General features: G+C 72.5%; 24 protein-coding genes and 1 pseudogene. 13 read left to right on the forward strand and 12 right to left on the reverse strand.

All coding sequences use genetic code 11. The features are described 5' to 3' along the window. Window positions 1–455: PTS sugar transporter subunit IIA (locus tag GUY60_RS12700; protein ID WP_161697041.1), on the reverse strand; the 455-nt coding region annotated here is incomplete at its 3' end. A 110-nt stretch (window positions 456–565) separates the two neighbouring features. Between GUY60_RS12700 and GUY60_RS12705 the strand changes: the two genes are divergently transcribed. From GUY60_RS12705 to GUY60_RS12720, 4 genes are all read left to right on the forward strand, one after another. After that, window positions 566–1,153 carry a TIGR03086 family metal-binding protein gene (locus GUY60_RS12705; protein ID WP_161697043.1) on the forward strand — a complete coding sequence of 196 codons (588 nt, stop codon included), beginning with the start codon at window positions 566–568 and terminating at the stop codon, window positions 1,151–1,153. 250 nt (window positions 1,154–1,403) lie between these two features. Beyond that, on the forward strand, window positions 1,404–1,967 hold the full coding sequence (locus tag GUY60_RS12710) for a hypothetical protein (protein ID WP_161697045.1): 564 nt from the start codon (window positions 1,404–1,406) through the stop codon (window positions 1,965–1,967). Window positions 1,968–2,130: 163 nt separating this feature from the next. Next, window positions 2,131–3,378, forward strand: a complete 1,248-nt coding sequence (locus GUY60_RS12715; RefSeq protein WP_161697047.1) for an aminotransferase class I/II-fold pyridoxal phosphate-dependent enzyme — start codon at window positions 2,131–2,133, stop codon at window positions 3,376–3,378. Beyond that, the gene (locus GUY60_RS12720; protein ID WP_161697049.1) at window positions 3,375–4,526 is read left to right on the forward strand and encodes an MBL fold metallo-hydrolase; all 1,152 of its coding nucleotides are present in this window, start codon (window positions 3,375–3,377) and stop codon (window positions 4,524–4,526) included. Before GUY60_RS12715 ends, GUY60_RS12720 begins: the two co-directional genes overlap by 4 nt. Before the next feature lie 40 nt (window positions 4,527–4,566). Here GUY60_RS12720 and GUY60_RS12725 read toward each other — a convergent pair. From GUY60_RS12725 to GUY60_RS12735, 3 genes and pseudogenes are all read right to left on the reverse strand, one after another. Further along, a pseudogene (locus GUY60_RS12725) lies at window positions 4,567–4,695 on the reverse strand (pyridoxamine 5'-phosphate oxidase family protein); the annotation flags it as partial. Window positions 4,696–4,818: 123 nt separating this feature from the next. Then, complete coding sequence (locus GUY60_RS12730) at window positions 4,819–5,469, reverse strand: DedA family protein (RefSeq protein ID WP_312866279.1); 651 nt, start codon at window positions 5,467–5,469, stop codon at window positions 4,819–4,821. Continuing rightward, entirely contained in the window at window positions 5,466–6,239 is a 774-nt protein-coding gene (locus GUY60_RS12735; protein ID WP_161697051.1) for an MBL fold metallo-hydrolase, read from the reverse strand. The genes GUY60_RS12730 and GUY60_RS12735 overlap by 4 nt, the downstream gene beginning before the upstream one ends. A gap of 101 nt (window positions 6,240–6,340) precedes the next feature. Between GUY60_RS12735 and GUY60_RS12740 the strand changes: the two genes are divergently transcribed. The 6 genes from GUY60_RS12740 to GUY60_RS12765 all read left to right on the forward strand — a co-directional run bounded on the left by GUY60_RS12740 (window position 6,341) and on the right by GUY60_RS12765 (window position 12,508). Next, window positions 6,341–6,745: a hypothetical protein gene (locus tag GUY60_RS12740; protein WP_161697053.1), complete on the forward strand. Its 405-nt coding sequence runs from the start codon at window positions 6,341–6,343 to the stop codon at window positions 6,743–6,745. 177 nt (window positions 6,746–6,922) lie between these two features. After that, a complete protein-coding gene (locus GUY60_RS12745) occupies window positions 6,923–9,067 on the forward strand; it encodes a phage holin family protein (RefSeq protein WP_161697084.1) in 2,145 nt (714 codons plus the stop codon). Between the two features lie 83 nt (window positions 9,068–9,150). After that, complete coding sequence (locus tag GUY60_RS12750) at window positions 9,151–10,587, forward strand: amino acid permease (protein ID WP_161697055.1); 1,437 nt, start codon at window positions 9,151–9,153, stop codon at window positions 10,585–10,587. Between the two features lie 87 nt (window positions 10,588–10,674). Next, the gene (locus GUY60_RS12755; RefSeq protein WP_161697058.1) at window positions 10,675–10,992 is read left to right on the forward strand and encodes a hypothetical protein; all 318 of its coding nucleotides are present in this window, start codon (window positions 10,675–10,677) and stop codon (window positions 10,990–10,992) included. Between the two features lie 422 nt (window positions 10,993–11,414). Then, window positions 11,415–11,957, forward strand: a complete 543-nt coding sequence (locus GUY60_RS12760) for a nitrobindin family protein (RefSeq protein ID WP_161697061.1) — start codon at window positions 11,415–11,417, stop codon at window positions 11,955–11,957. Window positions 11,958–12,079: 122 nt separating this feature from the next. After that, on the forward strand, window positions 12,080–12,508 hold the full coding sequence (locus GUY60_RS12765; protein ID WP_161697063.1) for an OsmC family peroxiredoxin: 429 nt from the start codon (window positions 12,080–12,082) through the stop codon (window positions 12,506–12,508). A gap of 97 nt (window positions 12,509–12,605) precedes the next feature. Here GUY60_RS12765 and narI read toward each other — a convergent pair whose 3' ends face one another. From narI to GUY60_RS12785, 4 genes are read right to left on the reverse strand one after another with little or no spacing between them, the layout of a single operon-like run. Continuing rightward, window positions 12,606–13,331 (reverse strand): respiratory nitrate reductase subunit gamma, encoded by a 726-nt coding sequence (gene narI / locus GUY60_RS12770; RefSeq protein ID WP_161697065.1) that lies wholly within the window; start codon window positions 13,329–13,331, stop codon window positions 12,606–12,608. After that, complete coding sequence (narJ, locus tag GUY60_RS12775) at window positions 13,328–13,915, reverse strand: nitrate reductase molybdenum cofactor assembly chaperone (protein ID WP_312866282.1); 588 nt, start codon at window positions 13,913–13,915, stop codon at window positions 13,328–13,330. The genes narI and narJ overlap by 4 nt, the downstream gene beginning before the upstream one ends. Continuing rightward, on the reverse strand, window positions 13,912–15,531 hold the full coding sequence (gene narH / locus GUY60_RS12780; RefSeq protein ID WP_161697067.1) for a nitrate reductase subunit beta: 1,620 nt from the start codon (window positions 15,529–15,531) through the stop codon (window positions 13,912–13,914). The genes narJ and narH overlap by 4 nt, the downstream gene beginning before the upstream one ends. Next, a complete protein-coding gene (locus tag GUY60_RS12785) occupies window positions 15,531–19,208 on the reverse strand; it encodes a nitrate reductase subunit alpha (protein WP_161697069.1) in 3,678 nt (1,225 codons plus the stop codon). Before GUY60_RS12785 ends, narH begins: the two co-directional genes overlap by 1 nt. 248 nt (window positions 19,209–19,456) lie before the next feature. Between GUY60_RS12785 and GUY60_RS12790 the strand changes: the two genes are divergently transcribed. Further along, a complete protein-coding gene (locus GUY60_RS12790; RefSeq protein WP_161697071.1) occupies window positions 19,457–19,891 on the forward strand; it encodes a hypothetical protein in 435 nt (144 codons plus the stop codon). On the opposite strand, the gene GUY60_RS12795 is transcribed toward GUY60_RS12790, so the two are convergent. Beyond that, window positions 19,881–20,702, reverse strand: coding sequence for a helix-turn-helix domain-containing protein (locus GUY60_RS12795; RefSeq protein WP_161697073.1), 822 nt, complete (start codon window positions 20,700–20,702; stop codon window positions 19,881–19,883). The two genes, GUY60_RS12790 and GUY60_RS12795, sit on opposite strands and share 11 nt — an antisense overlap. Before the next feature lie 112 nt (window positions 20,703–20,814). Between GUY60_RS12795 and GUY60_RS12800 the strand changes: the two genes are divergently transcribed. Then, on the forward strand, window positions 20,815–21,120 hold the full coding sequence (locus tag GUY60_RS12800; protein ID WP_161697074.1) for a 4a-hydroxytetrahydrobiopterin dehydratase: 306 nt from the start codon (window positions 20,815–20,817) through the stop codon (window positions 21,118–21,120). Between the two features lie 124 nt (window positions 21,121–21,244). Beyond that, window positions 21,245–22,171, forward strand: a complete 927-nt coding sequence (locus tag GUY60_RS12805) for a class I SAM-dependent methyltransferase (protein WP_161697076.1) — start codon at window positions 21,245–21,247, stop codon at window positions 22,169–22,171. A 91-nt stretch (window positions 22,172–22,262) separates the two neighbouring features. Here the strand turns inward: GUY60_RS12805 and GUY60_RS12810 are convergent, their stop codons facing one another. From GUY60_RS12810 to GUY60_RS12820, 3 genes are all read right to left on the reverse strand, one after another. Continuing rightward, window positions 22,263–23,096: an aldo/keto reductase gene (locus GUY60_RS12810; protein ID WP_161697078.1), complete on the reverse strand. Its 834-nt coding sequence runs from the start codon at window positions 23,094–23,096 to the stop codon at window positions 22,263–22,265. 47 nt (window positions 23,097–23,143) lie between these two features. Further along, complete coding sequence (locus GUY60_RS12815) at window positions 23,144–23,956, reverse strand: ABC transporter ATP-binding protein (RefSeq protein WP_161697080.1); 813 nt, start codon at window positions 23,954–23,956, stop codon at window positions 23,144–23,146. Beyond that, window positions 23,953–24,674, reverse strand: a 722-nt coding sequence (locus GUY60_RS12820) for an ABC transporter ATP-binding protein (protein ID WP_246234873.1), incomplete at its 5' end; no start/stop codon positions are given. The genes GUY60_RS12815 and GUY60_RS12820, both read right to left, overlap by 4 nt.

Consider the following 24,674-nt stretch of genomic DNA (forward strand, 5'->3'; position numbering starts at 1 on the left):
GGCCGGGCCCCGCCGCCGAGCAGCGCGTGCAGCGCCTCGGGTGTCGGGGCCGCGCGCAGCGCCGCGGCCGTCTCCGGGTCCCCGAGCAGCCGGGCGAGCGCCGCCATCGCGGTGGTGTGCGCGCTCGGGTCCGCCGCGGCGAGCGCCACCACCAGGTCGACCGGATCGTTCGTCTCGTGCCCGAACTCCACCGGCTCGGCAAGCCGCACCCACGCCATGCCGGTGCGCAGCACCGCGGGCGAGGGCCGGGCGTGGGCGAAGGCGAAGCCGGGCGCGACGACGATGTACGGCCCGTTCGCCACGACGTTGTCGATCATCTCGGCGGTGTACGCGTCGGTGCTCGCACTGGTCGCCACCATCAGGTCGCCCGCCGCACGCACCGCGGCCCGCCAGTCGGCCGCGCGGACGTCGAGCCGTACCGCCTCCACGGGGAGCAGTTCCCTCAGCTCAGCCATGCGGGGGATCCTCGCACGGGCGAGCGGACCGGGAGCCTCGAAGGGCAGGACCGGACGGTACGTACGAGCTGCGCGCGCGAGCGTCCGTGCGTGGGGGAAGAATGACCGGTATGGCTCACCGTGGACGTCACGAAACTCTGCTCGCCCGGCACGCCGAAGCCCTCGACGTGTTCACCGACCGGGTGCACCGGGTCGCCGCCGACCAGTGGGAGGCGGCGACACCCTGCACCGAGTGGACGGTCCGGGACCTGGTCAACCACCTCACCGCGGAACAGCTCTGGGTGCCCGCCCTGGTACGGGACGGCACGAGCGTCGCCGCCGTCGGCACGGCCTTCGACGGCGATGTGCTCGGCCCGCACCCGGCCGCCGTCTGGGACGGCGCCGCCGAGGCGGCCCGCGCCGCGTTCGCCGCACCCGGCGCCCTCGACCGCACGGTCCAGTTGTCGTACGGCCCGTCCCCGGCCACCCACTACCTCGGGCAGATGATCACCGACCTGGTGGTGCACGCCTGGGACCTGGCCCGCGGCATCGGCGCCGACGAGCGGCTGCCGGACCCGTTGGTGGACTTCGCGGTGCGCGAGGTCTCGCCGTACGCGGCCGACCTGGCCAAGAGCGGGCTGTTCGCCGAGCCGGTGCAGCCGCCGCCGGACGCGGACGTGCAGACGAAACTGCTGTGCCTGATGGGCCGGAGGCCCTGACACCACAGCCGTGCAGCACCACGGCACGTCGGGCAACCGCCCGTCGGCGGGCTCACCCGTGCGGCACCACGGCACGTGCGCGGGCTCACCCGTGCGGCGGTCCCCGCCGCACGAATGGTGTCCGCTCACGGGCGGCTGAGGGACGGTCAGGTTTCGATGGCTGCACGGCGCGGGTCCCCGCGCCCTCGCGACAGCGGCAGTGACACCCCGCGCCTCGCGACCGCGGCACCCTGCCGAAGGAGCACCGTCCATGCGTACCGCCCGAGCGCTCGCCGCGTCCGCTGTCGCCTGCGCAGCCGTCGTGGGGGCAGCCCCTCTCGCGTTCGCGGGGGAGACCGCGGCCGAGGTCAGCCCGCGCACCGTCGCCCCCGGCGGCACCGTCACCATCTCCGTGTCCTGTCCGGGTAGGGGGAACCCCTCCGCACCGTCGACGATCACCGCGAACTCGCAGGCCTTCACGAGCGGCAGCGTGCGGCTGCACAAGGTGGAGAACGGGTCCATGCCCGGCGTCGGCCCCGCGTACAACGGCACCGCCCACATCGCCGAGACCAGCGGCTTCAACCAGAACGGGCCGAACGGCGTGGGCTCCACCTCCGAGTGGAGCGTCGACGGCACCTGCCCCGGCGACGGCCAGTGGAGCGCGAGCTTCACGGTGTCCCGCGGCGGCGGCCACAACGGGCCCGTACGCGGCGGGATCGGCGGCAGCTTCACCGACTCCCAGACCACGATGATCACCGGCGGCGTGCTGATCGTCGGTGCCCTCGGCTACGCCTACTACCGCACGCGCCGCGGCACCGGGTCCGCGCAGGACTGACCGGCCCACCGCACCGCGAACGGCGTCCGGCCCCGCCCCCGCCCGGCGCCACGCGGTGCGCGCGCGGGCCGTCGGCGGTACGTATGGACGTATCGCCTGGACGTGACGTATGGACGTATCGCCCGTGCATCCACGGCGAGGCACCCGAGCAGCGGAGGCACGTATGCGGCGGACTGACCCGGAGGGCCACGGACCCGTCCGGTTCGCGCCGCCCGCACCCGAACCGGGACTGCCTGTGCTGCCCGAACTGGCCTCGGCGCTCGCCGCCGCCGCGGGGCGCGGGCCGACCGAAGTGCCCGGCGGATCGGCCGCGTTGCGGGAGGCGGCGAGCGGCTACTGGGAGCGGCGTGGCCTCACCGCCGACGCGGCGCACACCGTCGCGGCGCCCGGCGCCGCCCCGCTGCTGCTCGCCCTGACGGCCGCGCTCGCCGGTGATGTGCTGCTGCCCCGGCCGTGCCCCGCCTGGTGGGCGCCGGCCGCGCGGCTCGTCGGGCGCCGCACCTACTCGGTGCCGACCCCCGCGGAGTGCGGCGGCGTGCCCGACCCGTACGCGCTCCTGGAGACCGTGCGCCGGGTGCGCGACGAGGGCGGGCGGCCTCGGGTCGTGCTGCTCAGCGTCGCGGACGACCCGACCGCCACCGTGCCGCCGCCGGAGGTGCTGCACGAGACCGTCGAGGCGGCGCTCGGCGAGGGGCTGCACATCGTCTCCGACGAGACCTGGCGCGACACCGTGCACGACCCGCACGACACGGTGCTCATCAGCCCCGCCGAGATGGCGCCCGGCCGGGTCACCGTGATCGCGGACCTGGCGGGCGGGTTCCTGCCCGGCGACTGGCCCGCCGCCGTCGGCCGCTTCGCTGCCACCGCCGAGGGCACCGAGCTGCGCGCCCGCACCCTGGACGCGCTCACCGGACTGGGCGCGGTCGTCGCCGCCCCGGTGGCCGCGGCCGCCGTGCACGCCCTCGCGGAACCCGACGGGGTCACCGCGCGCCGCGCCGCGACCGTCGCGCTGTACGCGCGCGTGGCCGACGCCGCGTACCGCCTGGTGCGGTCGGCCGGAGCGTTCGCCCGCCCGCCGCAGGCCGGCCGGCATCTGTACGTCGACCTGGAGCCGCTGCGCAGCGGACTCGCCCGGTACGGAGTGGGCGACGCCATGGAGCTGGAGGACCACCTCACCCGGCGGCTGGGCCTGCCCGTGCCGGGTGGCCATCGCTTCGGCGACGACCTGGGGGCGCTGCGCGCACGGCTCACGCTCGCCCCGCTGCTCGGGGCCACGGCGACGGAGCAGCTGGCGTCCCTCGCCGCTTCCGAGCCCCTCGAATTGCCGCATGTGCGGCGTGCGTTGAGCATGTTCGGATCGGCCCTGGACGAACTCCGGGACACCGCTCGGCGAATGGAGCCGCCCCGATGACGCAGCAGTCGGAGTCGACGACTTCCCGTTCCGCACCGCCGGCCGCACCGCCGACCGGGCCTGCACCGCTGACCGGACCGGCTGGTCGCCCCGTCGCGCCCCGCCCGCTCGGTGAGCCGCGGGAGTGGCCGCGGAGCTTCGTGGACCGGCTGACGGCGCCGCTGCCCGGTGTGAAGGCGTTCGCCCGCTTCGCCCGCGAGGGCGCCACCCGGCCCGACGCGGCGGGCCTCGAGGACATTGCGCTGCTGCCCTTCGCGCCGGGCCCGCTGCCGAGGCCCACCGCGACGGAGACCGCCGTCACCTGGGTGGGGCACGCGAGTTGGGTCGTCGGCATCGGCGGTCTGACGGTGCTCACCGACCCGGTGTGGTCGCGGCGGATCCTCGGCATCCCGGCCCGGATCACCCCGGTCGGTGTCGCCTGGTCGGCGCTGCCGCGGATCGACGCGGTGGTGATCAGCCACAACCACTACGACCACCTGGACGCCCCCACCCTGAAGCGGCTGCCGCCCGAGACGCCGATGTTCGTCCCGGCCGGGCTCGGCCGCTGGTTCCGGCGCCGCCGCTTCACCTGTGTGACCGAGCTCGACTGGTGGGAGTCGGCCCAACTGGGCACTGTGCGCTTCGAGTTCGTGCCCGCCCACCACTGGTCCAAGCGCACCCTCACCGACACCTGCCGCTCACTGTGGGGCGGTTGGGTCCTCACGACCGGCACCGACGGCAACAGCCCCGGCCGCAAGGTGTACTTCGCCGGGGACACCGGCTACGGCCACTGGTTCACCGAGATCGGCCGCCGCCACCCCGGCATCGACCTGGCGATGCTGCCGATCGGCGCGTACGAACCGCGCTGGTGGCTCCGCGATGTGCACTGCGATCCGGAGGACGCGGTGCGGGCGGTGTCCGAGCTGGGCGCGGCCCGGATGGCGCCGATGCACTGGGCCACGTTCCTGCTCTCCGCGGAGCCGGTGCTCGAACCGCTGCTCCGGGTGCGCCGGGCCTGGGCCGAGGCGGGCCACCGGCGCGAGGACCTGTGGGACCTGCCGGTGGGAGCGTCCCGGACCCTGACCGAAGTACCGAAGTACCGAAGTACCGAAGTACCGAAGTACCGGCGCGCAGGCCGTAGTCCACAACCCATGACCCAGAACCCATAACCCGGAGTCCGCGCCCCGCAACCCGCAACCCGCGTACCCCTCAGGCGCTCTGCCGGCTCTCCGGGTCCCAGAGGCGCGCGCGGTTCAGGGACTGCGGGCAGTGCCGGAAGATCTCGTCGATCTGTACGACGAGGGCGAGTTGGGGCCGCTGCCCCTTCACCGTCATCGCCTGGCGGCAAGTTCGCGGTGCACCTTGTCGATCACGATGGGTGCGGAACGCCGAGGAGTTCGCTCAGCTCGTCCGCCGAAGCGTCTACTTAGGCTTACCTTACTAAGGCGCCCCGGCCGCGCGTCACGCGGACTGCGACCCCGAAGTCCGCCGCCCCCGCACCCGCCGCCACACCGAAGGCACCGCCCCGATCAGCAAGGTCAGTGCGACCGCGGCCACCACGCCCTGCCAGGGCTCGGGGAAGAGTGAGCCGCCCAGGATGCCGATGACCTGGTACGTCGCCGCCCAGGCCAGGCACGCGGGGGCGTTGCCGCGGATGAAGCGGCGCAGTGGCATCTTCGCGAGCAGGCAGGCCAGCATCACCGGGATCCGGCCCGCGGGCACCAGCCGCGAAAGCACGAGCACCGTCACGCCGTGGTCGTCCAGCTTGGCCTGCGCCTGCGCGAGCCGCTCCTCCGGAGCCCGGTCGCGCAGCGCCGTCAGCCAGCGCGAACCGTTCCTCGACCGCATCCCGCGCTGTCCAAGGCAGTACAGGCAGACATCCCCGAGGAACGCCGCGAACGACGCCACCAGGAAGACAAAGAGCAGCGACAGCGGCGCCGTCGAATGGAACGCCACCACCGCCGCCGAACTCACCACCGCACCCGTCGGCACCACCGGTACAAGCGCGCCGACCACCACGAGCACGAACAGCGAGGGATAGCCGACCGCCTGCTGGGTCGACTCCGGCGGCACCGCGGCCGCGAGCTCCCACAGCCGTACGCCCGGACTCACCCGGCCACCTCCGGGCGGACGCTCTCGCCGTGCCCGAGCCGGTGCACCGCCACCTCGGGCGCGAGCCGCGCCGCGTGCCGTACGAACTCGTCACCCGGCGCGTGGAACTCGTGCGGCCGGACCGCGTCCATGCCGATCGGCCAGTACGTGCCGTAGTGCACCGGCACCGCGCTGCGCGGGCCGAGCCGGGCGAGCGCCACCGCCGCGCGCTCCGCGTCGAGATGGCCGTGCCCCAGATACGGGCCCCAGCCGCCGACCGGCAGCAGCGCCACGTCGACCTCGCCGACCTCGTCCGCCATCGAGTCGAACAGACCGGTGTCCCCGGCGAAGTACGTACGGGCCTCGCCGCTCAGCACGAAGCCGAGCGCGGGGCAGCGGTGCGGTCCGTACGGCAGCCGCCGCCCGTCGTGCCGCGCGCGCACCGCCCGTACCGTCAGGCCGCGGACCGTCACCTCGTCGCCCGGCGCGAGCTCCGTGACCGAGAGGCCGGCGAGGCGGCGCAGCCCCGGCACCGCGTCCGCCGCGCCGAGCGGCACCAACAGGCGGGTGCCGGGCTCCAGTTGGGCGAGGGACGGCAGATGCAGGTGGTCGGCGTGCAGATGCGAGACGAGCGCGAGGTCGGCGGTGCGCGCACGGGGCGCCGGTGCATCGCCGCGGCGCCGCCGCAGATGCCCGAGCCGCCGCGCGAACAGCGGGTCCGTGAGCACCCGGACACCCGAGTCCGCCACGGTGCAGGTGGCATGGCCCCACCAGGTGATCTCCACCGGCACCTGCCGCCTCCTTCCACCCGTCCATGGACTGCTACGAGCGTACGGCGAGTAGTAGGGTCGGCGAACGGAGCCGAGGCGAGACCGGGGGAGGAGGCGACGGCATGAGTGAGGTGCGCGTGGCGTCCATCGCCAGCCTGACGCCGCTGGAGGAGCTGGACCAGGACCCCTTCCTCGTGGACAGCCGCAGCCAGTACGCCATGTGCGCCCGCTGGGCCGCCGACCGCGGGTACGTGATCACCCGTGAACTGCTCGTGCACCGGCTGCGCACCGACCACGTCAGCCTGTGGGCGGACGTCGACGCCGGCCTGGTCGACCTGTTCGTCGCCCCGAGCCGCCGCGTCCTGGAGCGGGCCCTCGTCTCGGTGGACGACTTCACCGCGGAGTGCGCCCGGCGCGGGGTGCGCCTGGAGATGGCGGGCCTGGCCGAACCGGCGTACGACGCGGGCATGAAGGCCCATGTGCACCGCCGCCTCTCGATGCCGACGGCCGGGTACGACGGCTGCTGAGCGCGCCGCCCACGGACGTCTCCTGGCGGGCTGAGCCCCTGCTCCCCGTGGCAGTCTGGGATCCGGGCCCGACCGCTGGGCCCGGAACGCGAGGTGGACGTGGCCGAGAGCAAGTGGCGGCAGACCGGACGCGCCGTCTGGCGGATCGCGGCCGTCTGGGCGATCAGCACCGTGACGATGCTGGTGCTCGCCGGGATCCTGCCCGACTTCCGGCTGCAGTCCGCGAGCGGCGACAGCGCCACCCGGATCGGCGTCACGGCTGCTGCCGCCGCCGGAGTGTTCGGACTGCTCACCGCCCTGGTCTGGCCCCTCGTGGTGCGCGCCCTGCTCCTGGTGCCCGCCCTCGTCCTCGGCCTCCTTGTCTTCTTCCTCAACGGCTCGCTGCTGCTCGTCGCGCTCCGCCTCGTCCCGGACGGGCGCGGCGAGTCCGACCCGCAGACGGCGGTCGTGGTCGCGGCCGTGATGTCCGCGGTTGCCTCGGCGACCTCCACCGCGCTCGCCGTCCGCGACGACACCGCGTACCGCCGCAGGCTCTACCGCCTCGCGGACCGGCGCCGCCGCCGGGCCGTCGCGATCACCGGACCGCCCACCCCCGGCACCGTCTTCCTGCAGCTCGACGGCGTCGGCCACGACGTGCTGAGGGACGCCGTCGACAAGGGCCTGATGCCCACCGTCGCGGGCCTGCTCGGCGCGAGCTCCGCCGAGGGCGCCGCCGCGCGGCCCAGTCACCGGCTCACGTCCTGGCGCACCGAGTGGTCCAGCCAGACCGGCGCCAGCCAACTGGGCATCCTGCACGGCAGCAACCACGACGTGCCCGCGTTCCGCTGGTACGAGAAGGAGACCGGCGAGGTCATGGTCTGCAACCGGCCCGCCAGCGCCGCCGAGTTGCAGCGCCGCGCCGTGGCACACACCGGCGACGGCGGACTGCTCACCGTGGACGGCGCCAGCCGCGGCAACCTCTTCAGCGGCGGCGCCGACCAGCTCGCCCTCGTCCTCTCCGTCTCGGCCCGCCGCGGCCGCGCCAACCGGTCCCGCGCCGGGTACTTCGCGTACTTCTCCGACCCGGCCAACGCGGTCCGCACCGCGATGTCCTTCGTCGCCGAAGTGCTCCGCGAACTCGCCCAGTCGACCCGCGCCCGGATCGGGCGGACCCGGCCGCGGATCGGACGCGGCGGCCTCTACCCGCTGATCCGCGCCTTCGCGACCGTCGTCGAGCGGGACGTCGTGGTCGCCGCCGTCATAGGGGACATGCTCGCCGGACGCAGCGCCGTCTACGCCGACCTGGTGGCGTACGACGAGGTGGCGCACCACTCCGGCCCGCGCGGCCGGGACGCCGAACAAGTCCTCGTACGGCTCGACCGGTCCCTCGCGCTGCTCGCCAAGGTCGCCGAGCACGCGCCGCGCAACTACCGCCTCGTGCTGCTCTCGGACCATGGGCAGAGCCCGGGGGAGACGTTCCGCGCGAGGTACGGGCTGACGCTCGGCGACCTGGTGCGGGCCGGCTGCGGGCTGCCCGTGTCGCGCCGGGCCCGGCGCACCCACAGCGGCGCCGAGGCGCGGGCCGCGGTGCGGGCGGCGCTGCACCGGCCGGTCGAGGAGGGCGCGGAGCAGCGCCGGCCCGCCAAGGGCTCCGAGCCCGTCGTGCTCGCCTCCGGCAACCTCGGCCTGGTCTCGTTCCCCGACGTGCCGGGCCGGATGACGAAGGAGCACTTGGACCGCCGCCACCCGGCGCTGCTTCCGACTCTCGCCAACCATCCAGGCATCGGCTTCGTCCTCGTCCGCAGCGCGGAACACGGGCCCCTCGTGCTCGGCGCGCGCGGCGCGGAGCTCCGCCTCGACTCGCTGCCCGACCCGCTCCCCGCCGACTTCGACCCGGCCGAACTCCCCGAGCCGCTCCGGGACTTCGGGCCCGCCGCGGTCGCCGCGGTGCGCCGCACGGACGGCTTCCCGCACGTCGCGGATCTGATGGTCAACTCCTGGTACGAGCCGGGCGACGGTGAGGTGCTGGCCTTCGAGGAGCAGATCGGCTCGCACGGCGGACTCGGCGGTGACCAGGGCCGCCCCTTCCTGCTCTCGCCGCTCGCCCTCTCGCCGCCCACCCCGGACGGGGCCGAGCTTGTCGGTGCCGAGCAGGTGCACCGGGTGCTGCGGCGCTGGCTGCGGGAGGCGGCGGACGGGCCGCAGGTGCCGGTGGCGGCCCCGACACAACCGGAATTGGACACTCCACCTTCGGCCGGCGCTGCGGAGAATCCCCGCCCGGCCGGTCCGGCGGACGCAACATTTCCGGTCGGTGACCGTGCCGTGGAGGACAAAACCCACTGATTTGGTGCAGCGTGCGACGTGGCCGACCATAGGCCGTCGCCCGGCGATCCCGGGCCCCAGCACGACGAGAGGCGCACCACCCCATGCACGACTCCGGATCCGCATCGACGCCGGCTCCGGCAGACCGAGGCGACAGCACCACCGACACCGGCGAGGCCATCGAAGCGCGCGGCGAACTCGGCAAGCACGCCCGGCGCTTCGGACTCCCCATCGCGACCTGCCTGGTCATGGGCAACATCATCGGCGGCGGCATCTTCCGCCTCCCGCACGATGTCGCCGCCTACGGCACCATCAGCCTCGTCGCCTTCGGCGTGCTCACGCTCGGCGCCATCGCCCTGGCCCTGGTCTTCGGCCGGCTCGCCCAGCGCGACCCCCGCACCGGCGGCCCCTACGTCTACGCCCGCGAGGCCTTCGGTGACTTCGCCGGGTTCCTCGCGGCCTGGTCGTACTGGATCACCTCCTGGGTCTCCAACGCCGCGCTCGCCGTCGGCGCCGTCGGCTACCTCAACCTGCTCCTCGACATCGACGGCCACTGGTGGACGATGTGCCTGGCCGCCCTTGTCATCCAGTGGCTGCCGGGCCTCGCGAACCTCGCCGGCACCCGGTACGTCGGCGCGGTCCAACTCGTCGCCACCGTGCTCAAGTTCGTGCCGCTGCTGCTCGTCGCCGTCGGCGGCCTGTTCTTCTTCGACGCCGACAACCTCGGGCCCTTCCAGGCCGACCCCGACGCCAGCCCGGTCGGCGCCGTCTCGGCCGCCGCCGCGCTGCTGCTGTTCAGCTACCTCGGTGTGGAGTCCGCCGCCGTCAGCGCCGGTGAGGTGCGCGAACCGCGGCGCAACGTCGGCCGCGCCACCATCCTCGGTGTGCTCGGCGCCGCGTTCGTCTACCTCCTCGGCACCCTCGCCGTCTTCGGCACGGTCGACCACGAGCGGCTGATCAGCAGCGAGGCGCCGTTCTCGGACGCCGTCAACGCGATGTTCGGCGGTACGTGGGGCGGGTCCCTGGTCGCCGTCGCCGCGGTCATCTCCATCCTCGGCGCCCTCAACGGCTGGACGCTCCTTAGCGCCCAGACCCCGTTCGCGGCGGCCAAGGACGGGCTGTTCCCGACCGTCTTCCTGAAGAAGCAGCGTGGCGTCCCCACCACGGGCGTGGTGATCACCGTGGTCCTCGCCTCGCTGCTCACGATCTACAACTACGCCTCCGGCGAGGGCAAGGGCGACGCCGAGGTCTTCACCCTCCTCGTCACGGTCACCACCTTCATGGCCACCGTCCCCTACCTCCTCGCCACCGCCGCCCAGATCTACTACCTGATCTCCGGCCAGGGCGAACGCGTCAACCGCTCCCGCCTGGTCCGCGACTCCGTGATCGCCGCGATCGCCTGCGGGTTCTCCCTCTGGCTGGTCGGCGGCGCGGGCTACGCGGCGGTCTACCAGGGCGTCGTCTTCCTCTTCATCGGCATCGTCGTGTACGCGGTGATGTCGGCACGCAAGACGAGGGCTGCGGCGGACCAAGGGGCCTGAACGCAGGGGTGGTTGCGGGGTTCGTACGACCGCCGCCTAGGGTCGTACGGGTCCCGCAGCCCGTGCCTGAACAACCCAGGAGCCCTCTTGTCCCGGAAGACCCGCCCCCAGGATGTGCCGACGACCGCCGCCGGGGAGCGGCCGCAGGGTCCCCCTCTCGGCTTCCAGCTCGAAATCGCCGCCTGGGCGCTGGGCGGCGTCGCGGCCTGGCTCCTCCTGTACTTCGCGCTGAAGCAGGGCAGCTTCGGGTGGCTCGGCGGCCTCAACGTGGTCGCCGTCACCGTCGGACTGTTCACGGCGCTCAACGCCCGGCGCCTGGGCCGCCCCGGCATGGCCCGCGCGGGCCGTATCGCAGCGGCGGTGACGATGGTGGCCCTTGTGGGGGCACTGACACTGGCCGGGTAGGGCGGCGGAGGCACCCGGGTAGGTGGGCAGCGCCGACCACGAGGGCCACCGCCGCCGCACGGCACAGACCGAGCATGCCTAGGGGACGTCTCCCCGATCTTTGCGGGTCCACGACGCTCCCCCAGCCTTCGGCCGGGAGGTACCCCCAGGCACGCGCCCCCAAGCTCTCGGCTTCGCTCGAGCAGGGAGGTACCCCCTCCGCCGCACGCCCGAATCACCCAAGTACGTCCAGTACGAGGGCGATCCGGGCGCACGCCGAGCGCACGCTCCCCCAAGCTCTCGGCTGCGCTCGAGCAGGGGGGACCCCCATGACGCCGCGGCCTGATCCGCAAAGATCGGAGAGACGCCCCCTAGGGAACGATCGGCCCGGTCGGCTTAGGCTTCCCCCGACCAGCCACCGCCCGACCCCAGGAGCGCCACCCGTGTTCGACCCCGCCCCGGAGTACCCGTACAGCGAAAGCCTCGACGCGGACGCGATGCCCGCCCCGCACCCGCTGCTCGCGCCCGTGCTGGGGCTGTTGGGGGAGTGGCACGGGCGCGGGCAGGGCGGCTATCCGACGCTCGCCGAGGACTTCACGTACGCGCAGGAAGTGACGTTCAGCCACGACGGCCGGCCGTTCCTGCGGTACGAGGCGCGGGCCTGGCTGCTCGGCGCGGACGACGTGCCGCTGCGCCCGGCCGCGCGGGAGAGCGGCTGGTGGCGGCTGCAGCCCGACGGGCGCGTGGAGGCGCTTGTCACCCAGCCCACCGGCATCGCGGAGATCTCCGTCGGGTCGGTGGCCGACGGCACGATCGACCTCACCACGGACCAGGTCGCGACCACGCCCAGCGCGAAGGACGTGCAGGCCACCCGGCGCCGCTACACCCTGACCGACCCCGACACCCTCACCTTCGCGCACGACCTCGCGGCGGTCGGCCTGCCGTTGCAGCATCACCTCTCGGCCGAGTTGCACCGGAGGAAGTAGGCGACAGCCGCATGGTTGCCAACGGCCCGTCCAGACCGTCCGGTGGGCCCCGGTGTGGTCGGATGGTGGGGGCGCTCGCCGTGTCCGGAGCGTCCGCACCGTCCGTAGAGGAAGGAATCGTCGTGGCCACGACGCGCACCGCACACACCGTCTGGGAAGGCAACCTGGTGGAGGGCACCGGAAAGGTCGCCCTCGACTCGTCCGGGGTCGGACAGTTCCAGGTGTCCTGGCCGTCCCGTGCCGAGGAGGCCAACGGGAAGACCAGCCCGGAGGAGCTGATCGCCGCCGCCCACTCCAGCTGCTTCTCGATGGCGCTCTCGGGCGCCCTCGGCAAGGCTGGTACGCCGCCCACCAAGCTCGTCACACAGGCCGAGGTCACCTTCCAGCCGGGCACCGGCATCACCGGGATCCACCTCACCGTCGAGGGCCAGGTGCCGGGGATCGACGAGGCCGCCTTCGTCGCGGCGGCCGAGGACGCCAAGGCCAACTGCCCGGTCAGCCAGGCACTCAAGGCCACGCCGATCTCGCTGACCGCGAAGTTCGTCGGCTGAGTCTGCTGAAGCGAGCGCCGACCCGATCACACTCCTGCCGCCGTCCGGTACGTCCGGGCGGCGGCAGGGGTGTGTCCGGGGCCAGGGGCGGAGCTGGTCAGGAACCCGTGCGCTCCCAGCCCCGCCGGTCCCCGCGCGAGCCCAACTGCTTCGGGTCGCGGCTGCGGTACACCACGTACGGGCGGAACAGGTACTGGACCGGGGCGCTGAACATGTGGATCAGGCGGGTGAACGGGATCAGGGCGAGCAGCAGCAGGCCGATGACCGCGTGGATCTGATACGTGAGCGGGACGCCCGCCATCAGGTCGACGTCCGGCTGGAGCGTGAACAGGCTGCGCACCCACGGGGCGATGGTCTGGCGGTAGTCGTAGCCCTCGCTCACCGAGGAGTTGCTGAGCTTGGCCCACATGCCCATGACGATCGCGGCGAGCAGTACGACGTACATCACCTTGTCGTTGCCCGTGGTCGCCTTGAAGACGGGGGTGTTGGTGCGGCGCCGGTAGAGCAGCATCAGGATGCCGAGGACCGCGAGGACGCCGGCCGCGGTGCCGCCGTACAGGGACATCAGGTGGTACGTGTGCTCGTTCAGGCCGATGGCGTCCGTCCACGACTCAGGTACGAACAGGCCCATGAGGTGGCCGACGAGGACGAAGAGGATGCCGTAGTGGAACATCGGCGAGGCCACGTTCAGGAGCTTCGACTCGTACACCTGTGAGGAGCGGGTGGTCCAGCCGAACCTGTCGTAGCGGAACCGCCAGACGGTGCCGGCGATCAGCAGGACGACCGCGATGTACGGCAGGCCGCCCCAGAGCAGCGTCTTCATGAGTGCTCCCCGATGAGTGCGAACGGTTCGAGGCCGACCTCCTCGCGCGGCGGGCCGGAGCGGGCCAGCGCCTGAGCCTCCGCGCGGTCTTTCGGGGAGGGGCCGGGCAGCGTCGCGCACACGGCCTCCAGGACCGACGCGTACGGAGTGCCGTGGTCGGTGAGGGCGAGGCGGAGGAGTTCGAGACCCGCCCGGTGTTCCAGGAGCAGGTGCGGCCCGGCCTGTGCGGAGAACTCCAGGACCGCGGGCAGGAAGTCGGGCAGCTCCTCGCCGGAGAACTCCAGGCCGTGCGCCCGGTACGCCTCCTTGAAGGCGACGAGGGCCATGCCGCGCCGCCGGGTGTCACCGTCGCGCCACCAACTCAGGTACAGGCTGTGCCGGTTCTTGAAGTCGAAGACCCGCACATAGTGCGCGGCCAGTTCGCGCCGCTCGGTGCTCTCCGCGTACGTGAGGAACGCGTCGAGGGCGGGCGGGGCCGCGGCGCGCAGGAGTGGCAGCCGGTCGTGGAACTCGTCGTCGGGGTAGGCGAGGCAGAACGCCGCAGCCTGGTGGAGGATCGCGTGGTCGCGGCGGATCTGGCTCACTGCTGCTCCCGTACGTCGTCGGGCTCGTCGTCGGTGGTCTGGCGTCTGCGTGCGGCGTGGAAGTTCTCGATGGTCACCAGGGGCAGTTGCTTCTGGCCCGAGTCGGCGCCGAACGGGCCGTCGCCGCGCATGCCGACGCCGTCCACGTGGTCGAGGGAGCAGGCGTCCGGCACCGCTGACTCCTCCAGGCGTTTGGCGTCGCCGACGGCGGCGGTCGGGATGACGTAGCGGTCCTCGTACTTGGCGATGGCGAGGAGGCGGTACATCTCCTCGATCTCCGGTCCGTCCATGCCGACCGAGTCCGCCACCGACGGGTCGGGACGCTCGCCCAGGTTGATGGCACGCATATGGGCGCGCATCGCGGCGAGCTTCGTCAGCGAGGAACGGACCGGCGCCACGTCGCCCGCGGTGAAGATCTCCGCGAGGTACTCAAGCGGAATGCGCAGCGTGTCGATCGCGCCGAACAGGTTGTCCGCGTCCTCCCCGTCGTGCCCCGTCTCCGAGAGCGCGTCCACCACCGGGGAGAGCGGCGGGATGTACCAGACCATCGGCATGGTGCGGTACTCCGGGTGCAGCGGAAGCGCCACCTTGTACTTGCTGATCAGGGCGTGCACGGGGGAGCGGCGGGCCGCCTCCACCCAGTCGTACGGGATGTCCGCGGCCTCCGCCGCGCGCCGCACCTCGGGGTCCTCCGGGTCGAGGAAGACCCCCAACTGCGCTTCGTACAGGGCGTGTTCGTCCTTGGTGGACGCGGCCTCCGTCACCTTGTCCGCGTCGTACAGGATCACCCCGAGGTAGCGGAGCCGGCCCACGCAGGTCTCCGAGCACACCGTCGGCAGACCCACTTCGAGGCGCGGGTAGCACAGCGTGCACTTCTCGGCCTTGCCGGTCTTGTGGTTGAAGTACACCTTCTTGTACGGGCAGCCCGTCACGCACTTGCGCCAGCCGCGGCAGCCGTCCTGGTCGACGAGGACGATGCCGTCCTCGGCCCGCTTGTACATCGCACCCGAGGGGCAGGACGAGACGCAGGACGGGTTGAGGCAGTGCTCGCAGATCCGCGGCAGATAGAACATGAAGGTCTGCTCGAAGGCGAACTTCACCTTGTCCGCGGCCTGTTGAGCTTGTTCGCGGACCTTTTCCACCATCGGGTCCAGGTCGCCGTACTCGGTGGCGCCGCCCAGGTTGTCGTCCCAGTTGGAGGACCACTCGACCTTCATCGGCTTGCCGTCGATCAGGGAGCGCGGCTCGGCCACCGGATAGTCGTCGCCGAGCGGGGCGTCGGTGAGGTTCTTGTAGTCGTACGTCCAGGGCTCGTAGTAGTCCTTGATCTCCGGCAGCTTCGGGTTGGAGAAGATCCCGAGCAGCGACTTGATCCGGCCGCCGTTCCTCAGCTTCAGGGCGCCCCGCTTGTTCAGCTCCCAGCCGCCGCGCCACTTCTCCTGGTCCTCGTACCGGCGCGGGTAGCCCTGCCCCGGCCGGGTCTCGACGTTGTTGAACCAGACGTACTCCATGCCGCTGCGGTTGGTCCACGCCTGCTTGCAGGTGACCGAGCAGGTGTGGCAGCCGATGCACTTGTCGAGGTTCATGACCATGGCTACCTGTGCCATCGGGCGCATCAGTACTGGACCTCCTGGTTGCGGCGGCGGATGACCGTGACCTCGTCGCGCTGATTGCCGGTCGGGCCCAAGTAGTTGAAGGCCCAGGAGAGTTGGGCGTAGCCGCCGATGAGGTGGGACGGCTTCATCAGGACCCGGGTGAGCGAGTTGTGGATGCCGCCGCGCTTGCCGGTGGTCTCGGTGCGCGGCACGCCGACGGTGCGTTCCTGGGCGTGGTGCATGTAGACGGTGCCCTCGGGCATGCGGTGCGAGACGATCGCGCGGGCCACGACGACACCGTTGCGGTTGACCGCCTCGATCCAGTCGTTGTCCGCCACGCCGATCGCGCCCGCGTCCTGCGGCGACATCCAGATGCACTGCCCGCCGCGCGAAAGCGACAGCATGAACAGGTTGTCCTGGTACTCGGAGTGGATGGACCACTTGTTGTGCGGGGTGAGGTAGCGGACCGTGACCTGTTTCTGCCCGTCGGGCCCCAACTCCGGTTCCCCGAACAGGCGGTTCATGTCCAGCGGTGGCCGGTAGACCGGCAGCGTCTCGCCGAGTTCGTGCATCCAGTCGTGGTCGAGGAAGAAGTGCTGACGCCCCGTCAAAGTGTGCCAGGGCTTGAGGTGTTCGGTGTTGAGCGTGAACGCGGTGTAGCGGCGACCGCCCGACTCGCTGCCCGACCACTCCGGCGACGTGATCACCGGTACGGGCGCGGCCTGCGTGTCCGCGTACGTGATGCGCTTGCCCTCGGCCTCCGCCGCCAGGTGCGCCATCTCCTGCCCGGTGCGCTTCTCCAGGGTGTGGAAGCCCTGGGTGGCGAGGCGGCCGTTGGTGGTGCCGGACAGGGCGAGGATCGTGTTGCACGCCTTCACCGCGGTGTCCAGGAGCGGCCGCCCGTCGGCGGGCCCGCCGCGCACCCGGCCGTTGCGCTCCGCCAGCTCCCGCACCTCCTGGTCGGGGCGGAGCGCGATGCCCTTCGCGGGCAGGCCGAGCTCCTCCACGAGCGGGCCGAGCGAGGCGAACTTCTCCCCGATGGCTGTGTAGTCCCGCTCCACCACCGTCAGGTTCGGCAGGGTCTCGCCGGGCACCGGTTCGCAGTCGCCGCGCTTCCAGTCCCGTACGACCCCGCCGGGCTGCGCCGTCTCGCCCGGGGTGTCGTGCTGCAGGGCGGTGGCGACCAGGTCCTTGCGTACGCCGAGGTGCCCGTCCGCCAACTCGCTGAGCCTGCGGGCGAGTCCGAGGAAAGTGTCGAAGTCGGTGCGCGCCTGCCACGGCGGGTCCACGGCCGGGGTGAAGGAGTGCACGTACGGGTGCATGTCCGTGGACGACAGGTCGTGCTTCTCGTACCAGGTCGCCGCGGGCAGCACCACGTCCGACAGGAGCGTGGACGAGGTCTGCCGGAAGTCCAGGGAGAGCAGCAGGTCCAACTTGCCCTCGGGCGCGTCCTCGTGCCACGTCACATCGCGCGGCCGCTGCTCCGGGTCGGCCTCCTCGGCGCGCAGCGAGGAGTGCGTGCCGAGCAGATGCTTGCTGAAGTACTCGGCGCCCTTCGCGGACGAGCCGAGCAGGTTGGCCCGCCACAGCGTCAGGACACGCGGCCAGTTCTCCGGCGCGTCCGGGTCCTCGCAGGCGAACTTGAGGGTGCCCGCCTTGAGTTCGGCCACCGTGTCGTCGACGCTCTGCTCACCCAGGTCGAGCGAGCTGCGGTCGAACGTCGGGTACGAGGGCATCCAGCCCATGCGCGCCGACTGGGCCAGACAGTCGGCGCCCGTCATGCCCGCGAAGCGGCCCTCGCCAAGGGGGGAGGCAAGCACGTCCGCGGCGAACCGGTCGTAGCGCCACTGGTCGGTGTTGAGGAACCAGTAGGCGGCGCCGATCATCTGGCGCGGCGGGCGCGACCAGTCGCCGCCGCCCGCGAGGGTCGCCCAGCCGGTGACCGGCCGGCACTTCTCCTGCCCGACGTAGTGCGCCCAGCCGCCGCCGTTGCGGCCCTGGCAGCCGGTGAGCTGGAGCAGGGCGAGGAAGCCGCGGTAGATGGTCTCGGAGTGGAACCAGTGGTTGGTGCCCGCGCCCATCAGGATCATGCAGCGGCCCCGCGACTTCTCCGCGGTGTGCGCGAACTCCCGGGCGATCTTCACGGCCTTCGCCGCGGGCACCGAGGTGTGCGCCTCCTGCCAGCCGGGCGTGCCGGGCGCCGATGCGTCCTCGTACGAGTCGGCCCAGTCGCCGGGCAGTCCGTCCCGGCCCACCCCGTACTGGGCGAGCAGCAGGTCGAAGACCGTGGTGACCAGGGGGCCTTCCTGGCTGCCGAGGCGGGTCGCGGGCACGCCGCGGCGCAGCACCTCGCCCCGGCCCTGCCCGTGCGTGCCGCCCTCCGTGTCGAAGCGGGGCAGCAGCACCTCGACCCCGGTGGCGACCTCCGTGCCGTGCAGCGACAGCTGCGGCGTGATCGAGCCGAGCTGCAGGTTCCACTTGCCCTTGCCGGACTCGGTCCAGCGGAACCCCAACGAGCCGTTGGGGACGGCCGGTTGACCGGTGTTCTCGTCCAGGACGACGGTCTTCCACTCGCCGCCCTCGCCGTCGTCGCCCAGGTCGGAGGAGCGCAGGAACTTGTGCGGGACGTACGCCCCGTCCTTCTCGGTCAGCGTCACCAGGAACGGCAGGTCGGTGAACTTGCGGACGTAGTCGTCGAAGAACTCCGTCTTCTTCTCGACGAAGAACTCCTTCAGGATCACGTGCCCCATCGCGATGGCGAGCGCCCCGTCCGTGCCGGGGTGCGGATGCAGCCACTCGTCGGCGAACTTCGCGTTGTCCGCGTAGTCCGGCGCCACCACCACGACCTTCTGCCCGCGATAGCGCGCCTCGGCCATCCAGTGCGCATCAGGTGTCCGTGTCACCGGGACGTTGGAGCCCCACATCATCAGATACGCGGCGTCCCACCAGTCACCCGACTCCGGTACGTCGGTCTGGTCACCGAAGACCTGCGGCGAGGCCACCGGCAGGTCCGCGTACCAGTCGTAGAACGACAGCATCGGGGCGCCGATGAGCGAGTGGAAACGGGCCCCGGCCGCGTGCGACACCATCGACATCGCCGGGATCGGGGAGAACCCGGCGATGCGGTCGGGACCGTACCGCTTGATGGTGTGGACGTGCGCCGCCGCCACGATCTCCTGCGCCTCGTCCCAGGTGGCGCGCACCAACCCGCCCTTGCCGCGCGCCTGTTGGTAGGTGCGCCGCCGCTCCGGGTCGTCCTGGATGTCGGCCCACGCAAGGACCGGGTCCTTGAGCCGCTGCTTCGCCTCGCGGTACAGGTCGAGCAGAACTCCGCGCACGTACGGGTAGCGGACCCGCGTCGGCGAGTACGTGTACCAGGAGAACGCGGCGCCGCGCGGGCAGCCGCGGGGCTCGTACTCGGGGCGGTCAGGGCCAACCGACGGATAGTCCGTCGCTTGCGTCTCCCACGTGATGATGCCGTCCTTGACGTACACCTTCCACCTGCACGAACCGGTGCAGTTCACCCCGTGCGTGGAGTTCACGACCTTGTCGTGGCTCCACCGGTCCCGGTAGAACGCGTCGGCCTGCCGACCGCCGACCAGCTCGATGCTGTGCAGGTCGGGCGCCGCCTGGCCCCGCCGGAAGAACTTGCCGGCGCGCAGCAGCGCGGCGCCCGGCTCCGTCACATGGTCGGTCACCGTCGAACTCCCTCGGTCCGTGCGCAGACGCGTTCAAGCGAACGTAAGCGCGATACCGGGCCGCTACACCTTCACGGGGTCCGTCCGTGGCCGCTGCTGCCGCACCCTTACCCGCGACGTAATCGACGCCCGCGCGGCCACCCGGCACAGTCGTCGTACCGGGCCCCGGGGCGGCGCACTCCGCTCCGGTGTCCGGCCCAAGCACCACTCGGACCGACACCCGTGAAGCCGTACGGAAGGAACCGACCATGTCGACCCAGCAGCTCACCGGATTCGCCCGCACCGGCGACCCGCAGACCGCCCTGCGCCGCTTCCTCGCCCTCGACGCCGTCGTCACCGGCGCCAACGGCCTCGCCTACGCCGCCGTCTCGGGGCCGCTCGGCAGGTTCCTCGGCATCGACCCTGGCCTGCTGATCGGCCTCGGGGTGGGGCTCGCGCTGTACGCCGCTGCCGTCGGTCTGCTCGCCGCCCGGCCCCGGCCGCCGGTGCTCGGGGTACGCGCCGTCATCGAGATCAACGCGGCCTGGGCGGTGCTCAGCGTCGTCGCGCTCGCCGCGTGGCTGGAGCCGAGCTCGCCGGGCGCCGTGTGGATCCCGCTGCAGGCCCTGGTCGTGGCCGCGTTCGCCGCCCTGCAGTACGCCGCTCTGCGGGGCGTGCGGGCGGGGGACGCCGTCAGGGCATGAGGTCCCGCAGGTGCTTGACCGTCGCCGGATCCGCCGGGAGCAGCGTCTCGATGGCGAGTTCGGCGACGGTCACGTCCATCGGGGTGTTGAACGTCGCGATGGACGACACGAAGGACAGCATCCGGCCCTCGTGCTCCACCCGGAGCGGCAGCGCGAAGAACGGCACCGGCGGCTCGTCCGCCTCCGGCACCTCACCGGGGTCCGCCACCGGGTACGCGGCGACCTCGTCGTACAGCGCGCGCAGCTCGTCCGAGCGGTGCAGGGCGATCTGGCGTTCCATCTGGTGCAGCAGATGCCCCCGCCACTCACCGAGATTGCGGATCTTGGGGGCGAGGCCCTCCGGGTGCAGGGTGAGCCGCATCGCGTTCAGCGGCGGCTCGAGGAGATGCTCCGGCACCCCGTCCATGAGCACGGCGAGCCCCCGGTTCGCGGCCACCACCTGGTACGTCGCGTCCACGACCAGGGCCGGGTACGGCTCGTACCCCTGAAGGAGCCGGTCGAGCCCGGCGCGCAGCCCGTCGAGGGACGGGTCGTCGAGCGGGGTCTCGGGGAAGCGCGGCGCGTACCCGGCGGCGAGCAGCAGTGCGTTGCGCTCCCGCACCGGTACGTCGAGGTGCTCGGCGAGGCGCAGCAGGAACTCCTCGCTGGGCCGGGACCGGCCGGTCTCCACGAAGCTGATGTGCCGGGCCGAGGAACCTGCGCGCAGGGCCAGCTCCAGTTGGCTGATCCGGCGCCGGCCCCGCCAGTCGCGCAGCAAGGGTCCGACTCCCTTGTCCGGTACGGGAGTTGGTGTTCGGCGGGCGCTGGTCATGGCAGGACGGTAGCCGATCCGGGAGCGGCCCGCTGTGGCAGGCTGACCGGGAGGGCGGCCCCAGCGCGTGCCTCGCGCATTCCCCGTACCGCTCTCAGGAAGGAACGCGGCCATGGCGCCCGCACCGCTGTCCCGGCAGGAGATCGACGACCGGCTCACCCGGCTTCCCGGCTGGACGCTCGACGAGGACAAGCTCACCCGCTCGTACCGGCTCGCCTCGCACACCGCGGCCACCGCGATGGTCGTGCACATCGCCCAGGTACAGGACGAGCTCGACCACCACTCGGACCTGACGCTCGGCTACAACACGGTCGTGCTCGCCGTGAACACGCACAGCGAGGGCGGGGCCGTCACCGAGAAGGACTTCGAGCTCGCGACCCGCGTGGAGGCGCTCGCGCCTGGGCACGGGGTGCGCTGAGCGGCGCGTGTCCGTGGCTCTCTTTTGCCGGAACCGCAACGGGATTCGCCGCCGCCGGGCCTGCGGTCGCACTCTGAACGTCTGCGTCGAGCAGTGATATCCGTACGAGGTTTGGGGCGATGGCATGGGCGAGCACGGGCACGGACAGGGGCACGGCGCGCACCGGGACGGGCACGGTGAGCGTGGCGGGCACAGTGGTCACGGGCACGATCACGGGCAGGCCGACTGGGGCGCCATGAGCGGGATGCTGGAGCGGCGGGCCGAGGCCTACGCCCCGATGACCGCCGACTTCATCGGGCAACTCCGCGCCGCGCACCCCGACCCGCGCCGCATCGTCGACGCGGGCAGCGGCCCCGGCGTGATCACCTGCGCGCTCGCCGAGGCCTTCCCGGACGCCCAGGTGGTCGCGGTGGACGGGGCCGAGGCACTCCTCGACGCGACCGCCGCACGTGCCGAACGCGCCGGGGTTGCGGACCGGGTCAGCACCCACCTCGCGGAACTCCCCGAGGGTCTGGCCGAGGTCGGGCAGGCCGACGTGATCTGGCTCGGCATGGCGCTGCACCACATCGGGGACCAGGGCGCGGCGCTCGCCGAGTTCGCCCGGCAGTTGGCGCCCGGCGGCACGCTCGTCCTGGTGGAGGGCGGGCTTCCGGTGCGGTATCTGCCGCGCGCCATCGGCATCGGCAGGCCCGGCCTGCAGGCGCGGCTCGACGCGGCCCACGAGAACTGGTTCGAGACGATGCGCGCCGACCTGCCGGGGGCCAAGGACGAGGTCGAGGACTGGGGCGCGCTGCTCACCGCCGCGGGGCTCACCCACGTCGAGTCCCGCACCCACCTGCTCGACCTGCCCGCCCCCGTGTCCGGGCAGGTCCGCGCGCACGTCACCGATGTGCTCGACCGCAAGCGCGGCGGCCTGGACGACGACATCGACGCCGACGACGCCGCCACCCTCGACCGGCTCCTCGACCCCGAAGACCCGGCGAGCCTGCACCACCGGCCGGATGTGTTCCTGCTCGCGGCCCAGACGGTGCACCTGGCGAAGAAGCCCTGACGGGCACGCACGCCGACCCTCCGTACGACAACAGCCGCCGCCCCTAAGAACAGGGCGGCGGCTGTCTGTCGTGCTGCGGCCGACCGCGAACTCAGGCCACGTCGAACGTCGCCGGGTCCGGGCCGAGGCGCTTGCCCTCGTCGAGGGCCGCGATGGCGCCCAGGTCCTCGTCGTCGAGCTCGAAGCCGAACACGTCGATGTTCTCCGCGATCCGGGACGGGGTCACGGACTTGGGGATCACGACGTTGCCCAGCTGGAGGTGCCAGCGGAGTACGACCTGCGCCGGGCTCTTGCCGTGCTTGCGCGCGATGGCCACGATCGTCGGGACATCGAGGAGGCCCTTGCCCTGGCCGAGCGGCGACCAGTCCTCGGTCACGATGCCGTGCCGCGCGTGCTCCGCCCGCGACTCGGCCTGCTGGAGCTGCGGGTGCAGCTCGATCTGGTTGACCGCCGGTACGACGGAGGTCTCGCCGATCAGCCGCCGCAGGTGCTCCGGCAGGAAGTTCGAGACACCGATGGCCTTCACACGGCCGTCGGCGTACAGCTTCTCGAAGGCCCGGTACGTGTCCACGTACGTGTCCCGGGACGGCAGCGGCCAGTGGATCAGGTACAGGTCGACGTAGTCGAGGCCGAGCTTGGCCACCGATTCGTCGAAGGCGCGCAGCGTCGCGTCGTGGCCCTGGTCGGAGTTCCACAGCTTGGTGGTGACGAACAGCTCGTCGCGGGCGATGCCGGAGGCGGCGAGTGCCTTGCCGGTGCCCTCCTCGTTGCCGTAGACCGCGGCCGTGTCGATGCTGCGGTAGCCGGCCTCCAGAGCGGTGCCGACGGCCCGCTCCGCCTCGTCGTCCGGCACCTGCCAGACGCCGAACCCGAGCTGGGGCATGGCGACGCCGTTGTTGAGGGTGATCGTGGGGACCTTGCTCACGAGCTCTCGATCCTTTGAGTGAGGGGTGGTACGCCCATCCTCAACGATCAGCCCTCCCTCGGCATTCCCGGTCTGGCCTGGCCGTTCGCCGGCACCGTGCCGAGGTACGCGTCTCGTACGCGCGCGTCGGCCCGTACCTGCGCGGGCGTGCCCTCCGCGAGGACCGTGCCCAGGTCGAGGACCACGACACGGGCGCACAGCTCCATCACGAACGCGACGTTGTGCTCGACGAGGAGCACCGCGCACCCCCGCTCGTCGGCGAGATGGCGCACCACGGCCGCCAACTGCGCCCGTTCGTCGGCCGCCATCCCGGACGCGGGCTCGTCCAGGAGCAGCACCCGTGGCGGGTCGGCGAGCGCCCTGGCCAGCTCGACCATGCGGGCCCGGCCCACCGGCAGGGCGCCCGCGTAGTCCGTGGCGAGCCCGTCGAGCCCGCACTCCGCGAGCACCTCGTCGGCCCGCGCGCGCCGGGCGCGTTCACGGCGGCGCCGGGTGGGCGCGGCAAGGACGTCCGCGGCGAGTCCGCCTCCGCCGCCGCGCCACTCCTGGGCGACGAGGAGGTTGTCGGCGACGGTGAGCTGGCCGAAGAGTTGCTGGCGTTGGAACGTGCGGCGCATTCCGTGCCGGGCGCGCCACACGGGGGAGCGGCGGGTGATGTCGGCGCCGTCGAGCAGGACGTGGCCGGAGTCGGGGCGGCGGATGCCCGAGACGACGTCGAACAGGGTGGTCTTGCCCGCGCCGTTGGGCCCGATCAGGCCGCACACCTCGCCGGGACGTACCTCGATCCGGGCGTCCCGCAGGGCGTGTACGCCGCCGAACCGGACGCCGATTCCGGAGGCTTCGAGTGCGTATCGGGTCATGGCCTGGTCGCCTCCGTCCGGTTGCCGGGTCCTGACGGCTGCGCCGCGATCCCCAGGTACGCCTCTGTCAGCCGGTCCGCCCGAACCTCGGCGCGCGGGCCGCACCACGAGACGCGGCCCTGGGACAGGTACGCCACCCGGTCCGCGACGCCCAGGATCTCGGCGGCCTTCTCCTCGACGAGCAGCAACGCCGTGCCCGCGTCGCGGAGTTCGGAGAGCAGCCGGAACACTTCGTCGACGACGCGGGGTGCGAGTCCGAGCGACGGTTCGTCGGCAATCAATACCTTCGGCGGGCGCTGCAACAGCGGGGCGAGGGCGAGGAGTTGCTGCTCGCCGCCGGAGAGTGAGCCCGCGGTGACGGTGCGGCGGGCGGCGAGCGCGGGGAATCTTCCGTACACCGCGTCGCGGTCGGTGCGGTCCGGCAGGTGCAGGGTGAGGTTCTCGTCGATGGTGAGTGCGGGGAAGATGCCGCGGCCCTCGGGGGCGAGGAGGACGCCCTCGCGGGAGCGGTGGACGGGGCTGTGGTGGGTGACGTCGCGTCCGGCGAGGTGCACTTGGCCGGTGCGGGGGGTGAGGAGGCCTGCCGCTACTCGGCAAGTCGTGGTCTTGCCCGCGCCGTTGGGGCCGAGGAGGGCGAGGATCTCGCCGGCTCTTACGGTGAGGTCCACTCCGTGGAGGACTTGGGTGCCGTCGTATCCGGCGTGCAGGTCGTGGAGGG

The sequence above is a fragment of the Streptomyces boluensis genome, assembly GCF_009908195.1.
Classification (GTDB): domain Bacteria; phylum Actinomycetota; class Actinomycetes; order Streptomycetales; family Streptomycetaceae; genus Streptomyces; species Streptomyces boluensis.

Excerpts from the sequence above, each read along its gene's own strand:
- GUY60_RS12815 (WP_161697080.1), bottom strand. The coding sequence starts at position 23,956 with ATGACCCGATACGCACTCGAAGCCTCCGGAATCGGCGTCCGGTTCGGC.
- GUY60_RS12795 (WP_161697073.1), bottom strand. The coding sequence starts at position 20,702 with ATGACCAGCGCCCGCCGAACACCAACTCCCGTACCGGACAAGGGAGTC.
- narH (WP_161697067.1), bottom strand. The coding sequence starts at position 15,531 with ATGCGCCCGATGGCACAGGTAGCCATGGTCATGAACCTCGACAAGTGC.
- GUY60_RS12715 (WP_161697047.1), top strand. The coding sequence starts at position 2,131 with ATGCGGCGGACTGACCCGGAGGGCCACGGACCCGTCCGGTTCGCGCCG.
- GUY60_RS12720 (WP_161697049.1), top strand. The coding sequence starts at position 3,375 with ATGACGCAGCAGTCGGAGTCGACGACTTCCCGTTCCGCACCGCCGGCC.
- narI (WP_161697065.1), bottom strand. The coding sequence starts at position 13,331 with ATGAAGACGCTGCTCTGGGGCGGCCTGCCGTACATCGCGGTCGTCCTG.
- GUY60_RS12805 (WP_161697076.1), top strand. The coding sequence starts at position 21,245 with ATGGGCGAGCACGGGCACGGACAGGGGCACGGCGCGCACCGGGACGGG.
- GUY60_RS12740 (WP_161697053.1), top strand. The coding sequence starts at position 6,341 with ATGAGTGAGGTGCGCGTGGCGTCCATCGCCAGCCTGACGCCGCTGGAG.
- GUY60_RS12790 (WP_161697071.1), top strand. The coding sequence starts at position 19,457 with ATGTCGACCCAGCAGCTCACCGGATTCGCCCGCACCGGCGACCCGCAG.
- GUY60_RS12800 (WP_161697074.1), top strand. The coding sequence starts at position 20,815 with ATGGCGCCCGCACCGCTGTCCCGGCAGGAGATCGACGACCGGCTCACC.
- GUY60_RS12705 (WP_161697043.1), top strand. The coding sequence starts at position 566 with ATGGCTCACCGTGGACGTCACGAAACTCTGCTCGCCCGGCACGCCGAA.
- GUY60_RS12750 (WP_161697055.1), top strand. The coding sequence starts at position 9,151 with ATGCACGACTCCGGATCCGCATCGACGCCGGCTCCGGCAGACCGAGGC.
- GUY60_RS12710 (WP_161697045.1), top strand. The coding sequence starts at position 1,404 with ATGCGTACCGCCCGAGCGCTCGCCGCGTCCGCTGTCGCCTGCGCAGCC.
- GUY60_RS12745 (WP_161697084.1), top strand. The coding sequence starts at position 6,923 with ATGCTGGTGCTCGCCGGGATCCTGCCCGACTTCCGGCTGCAGTCCGCG.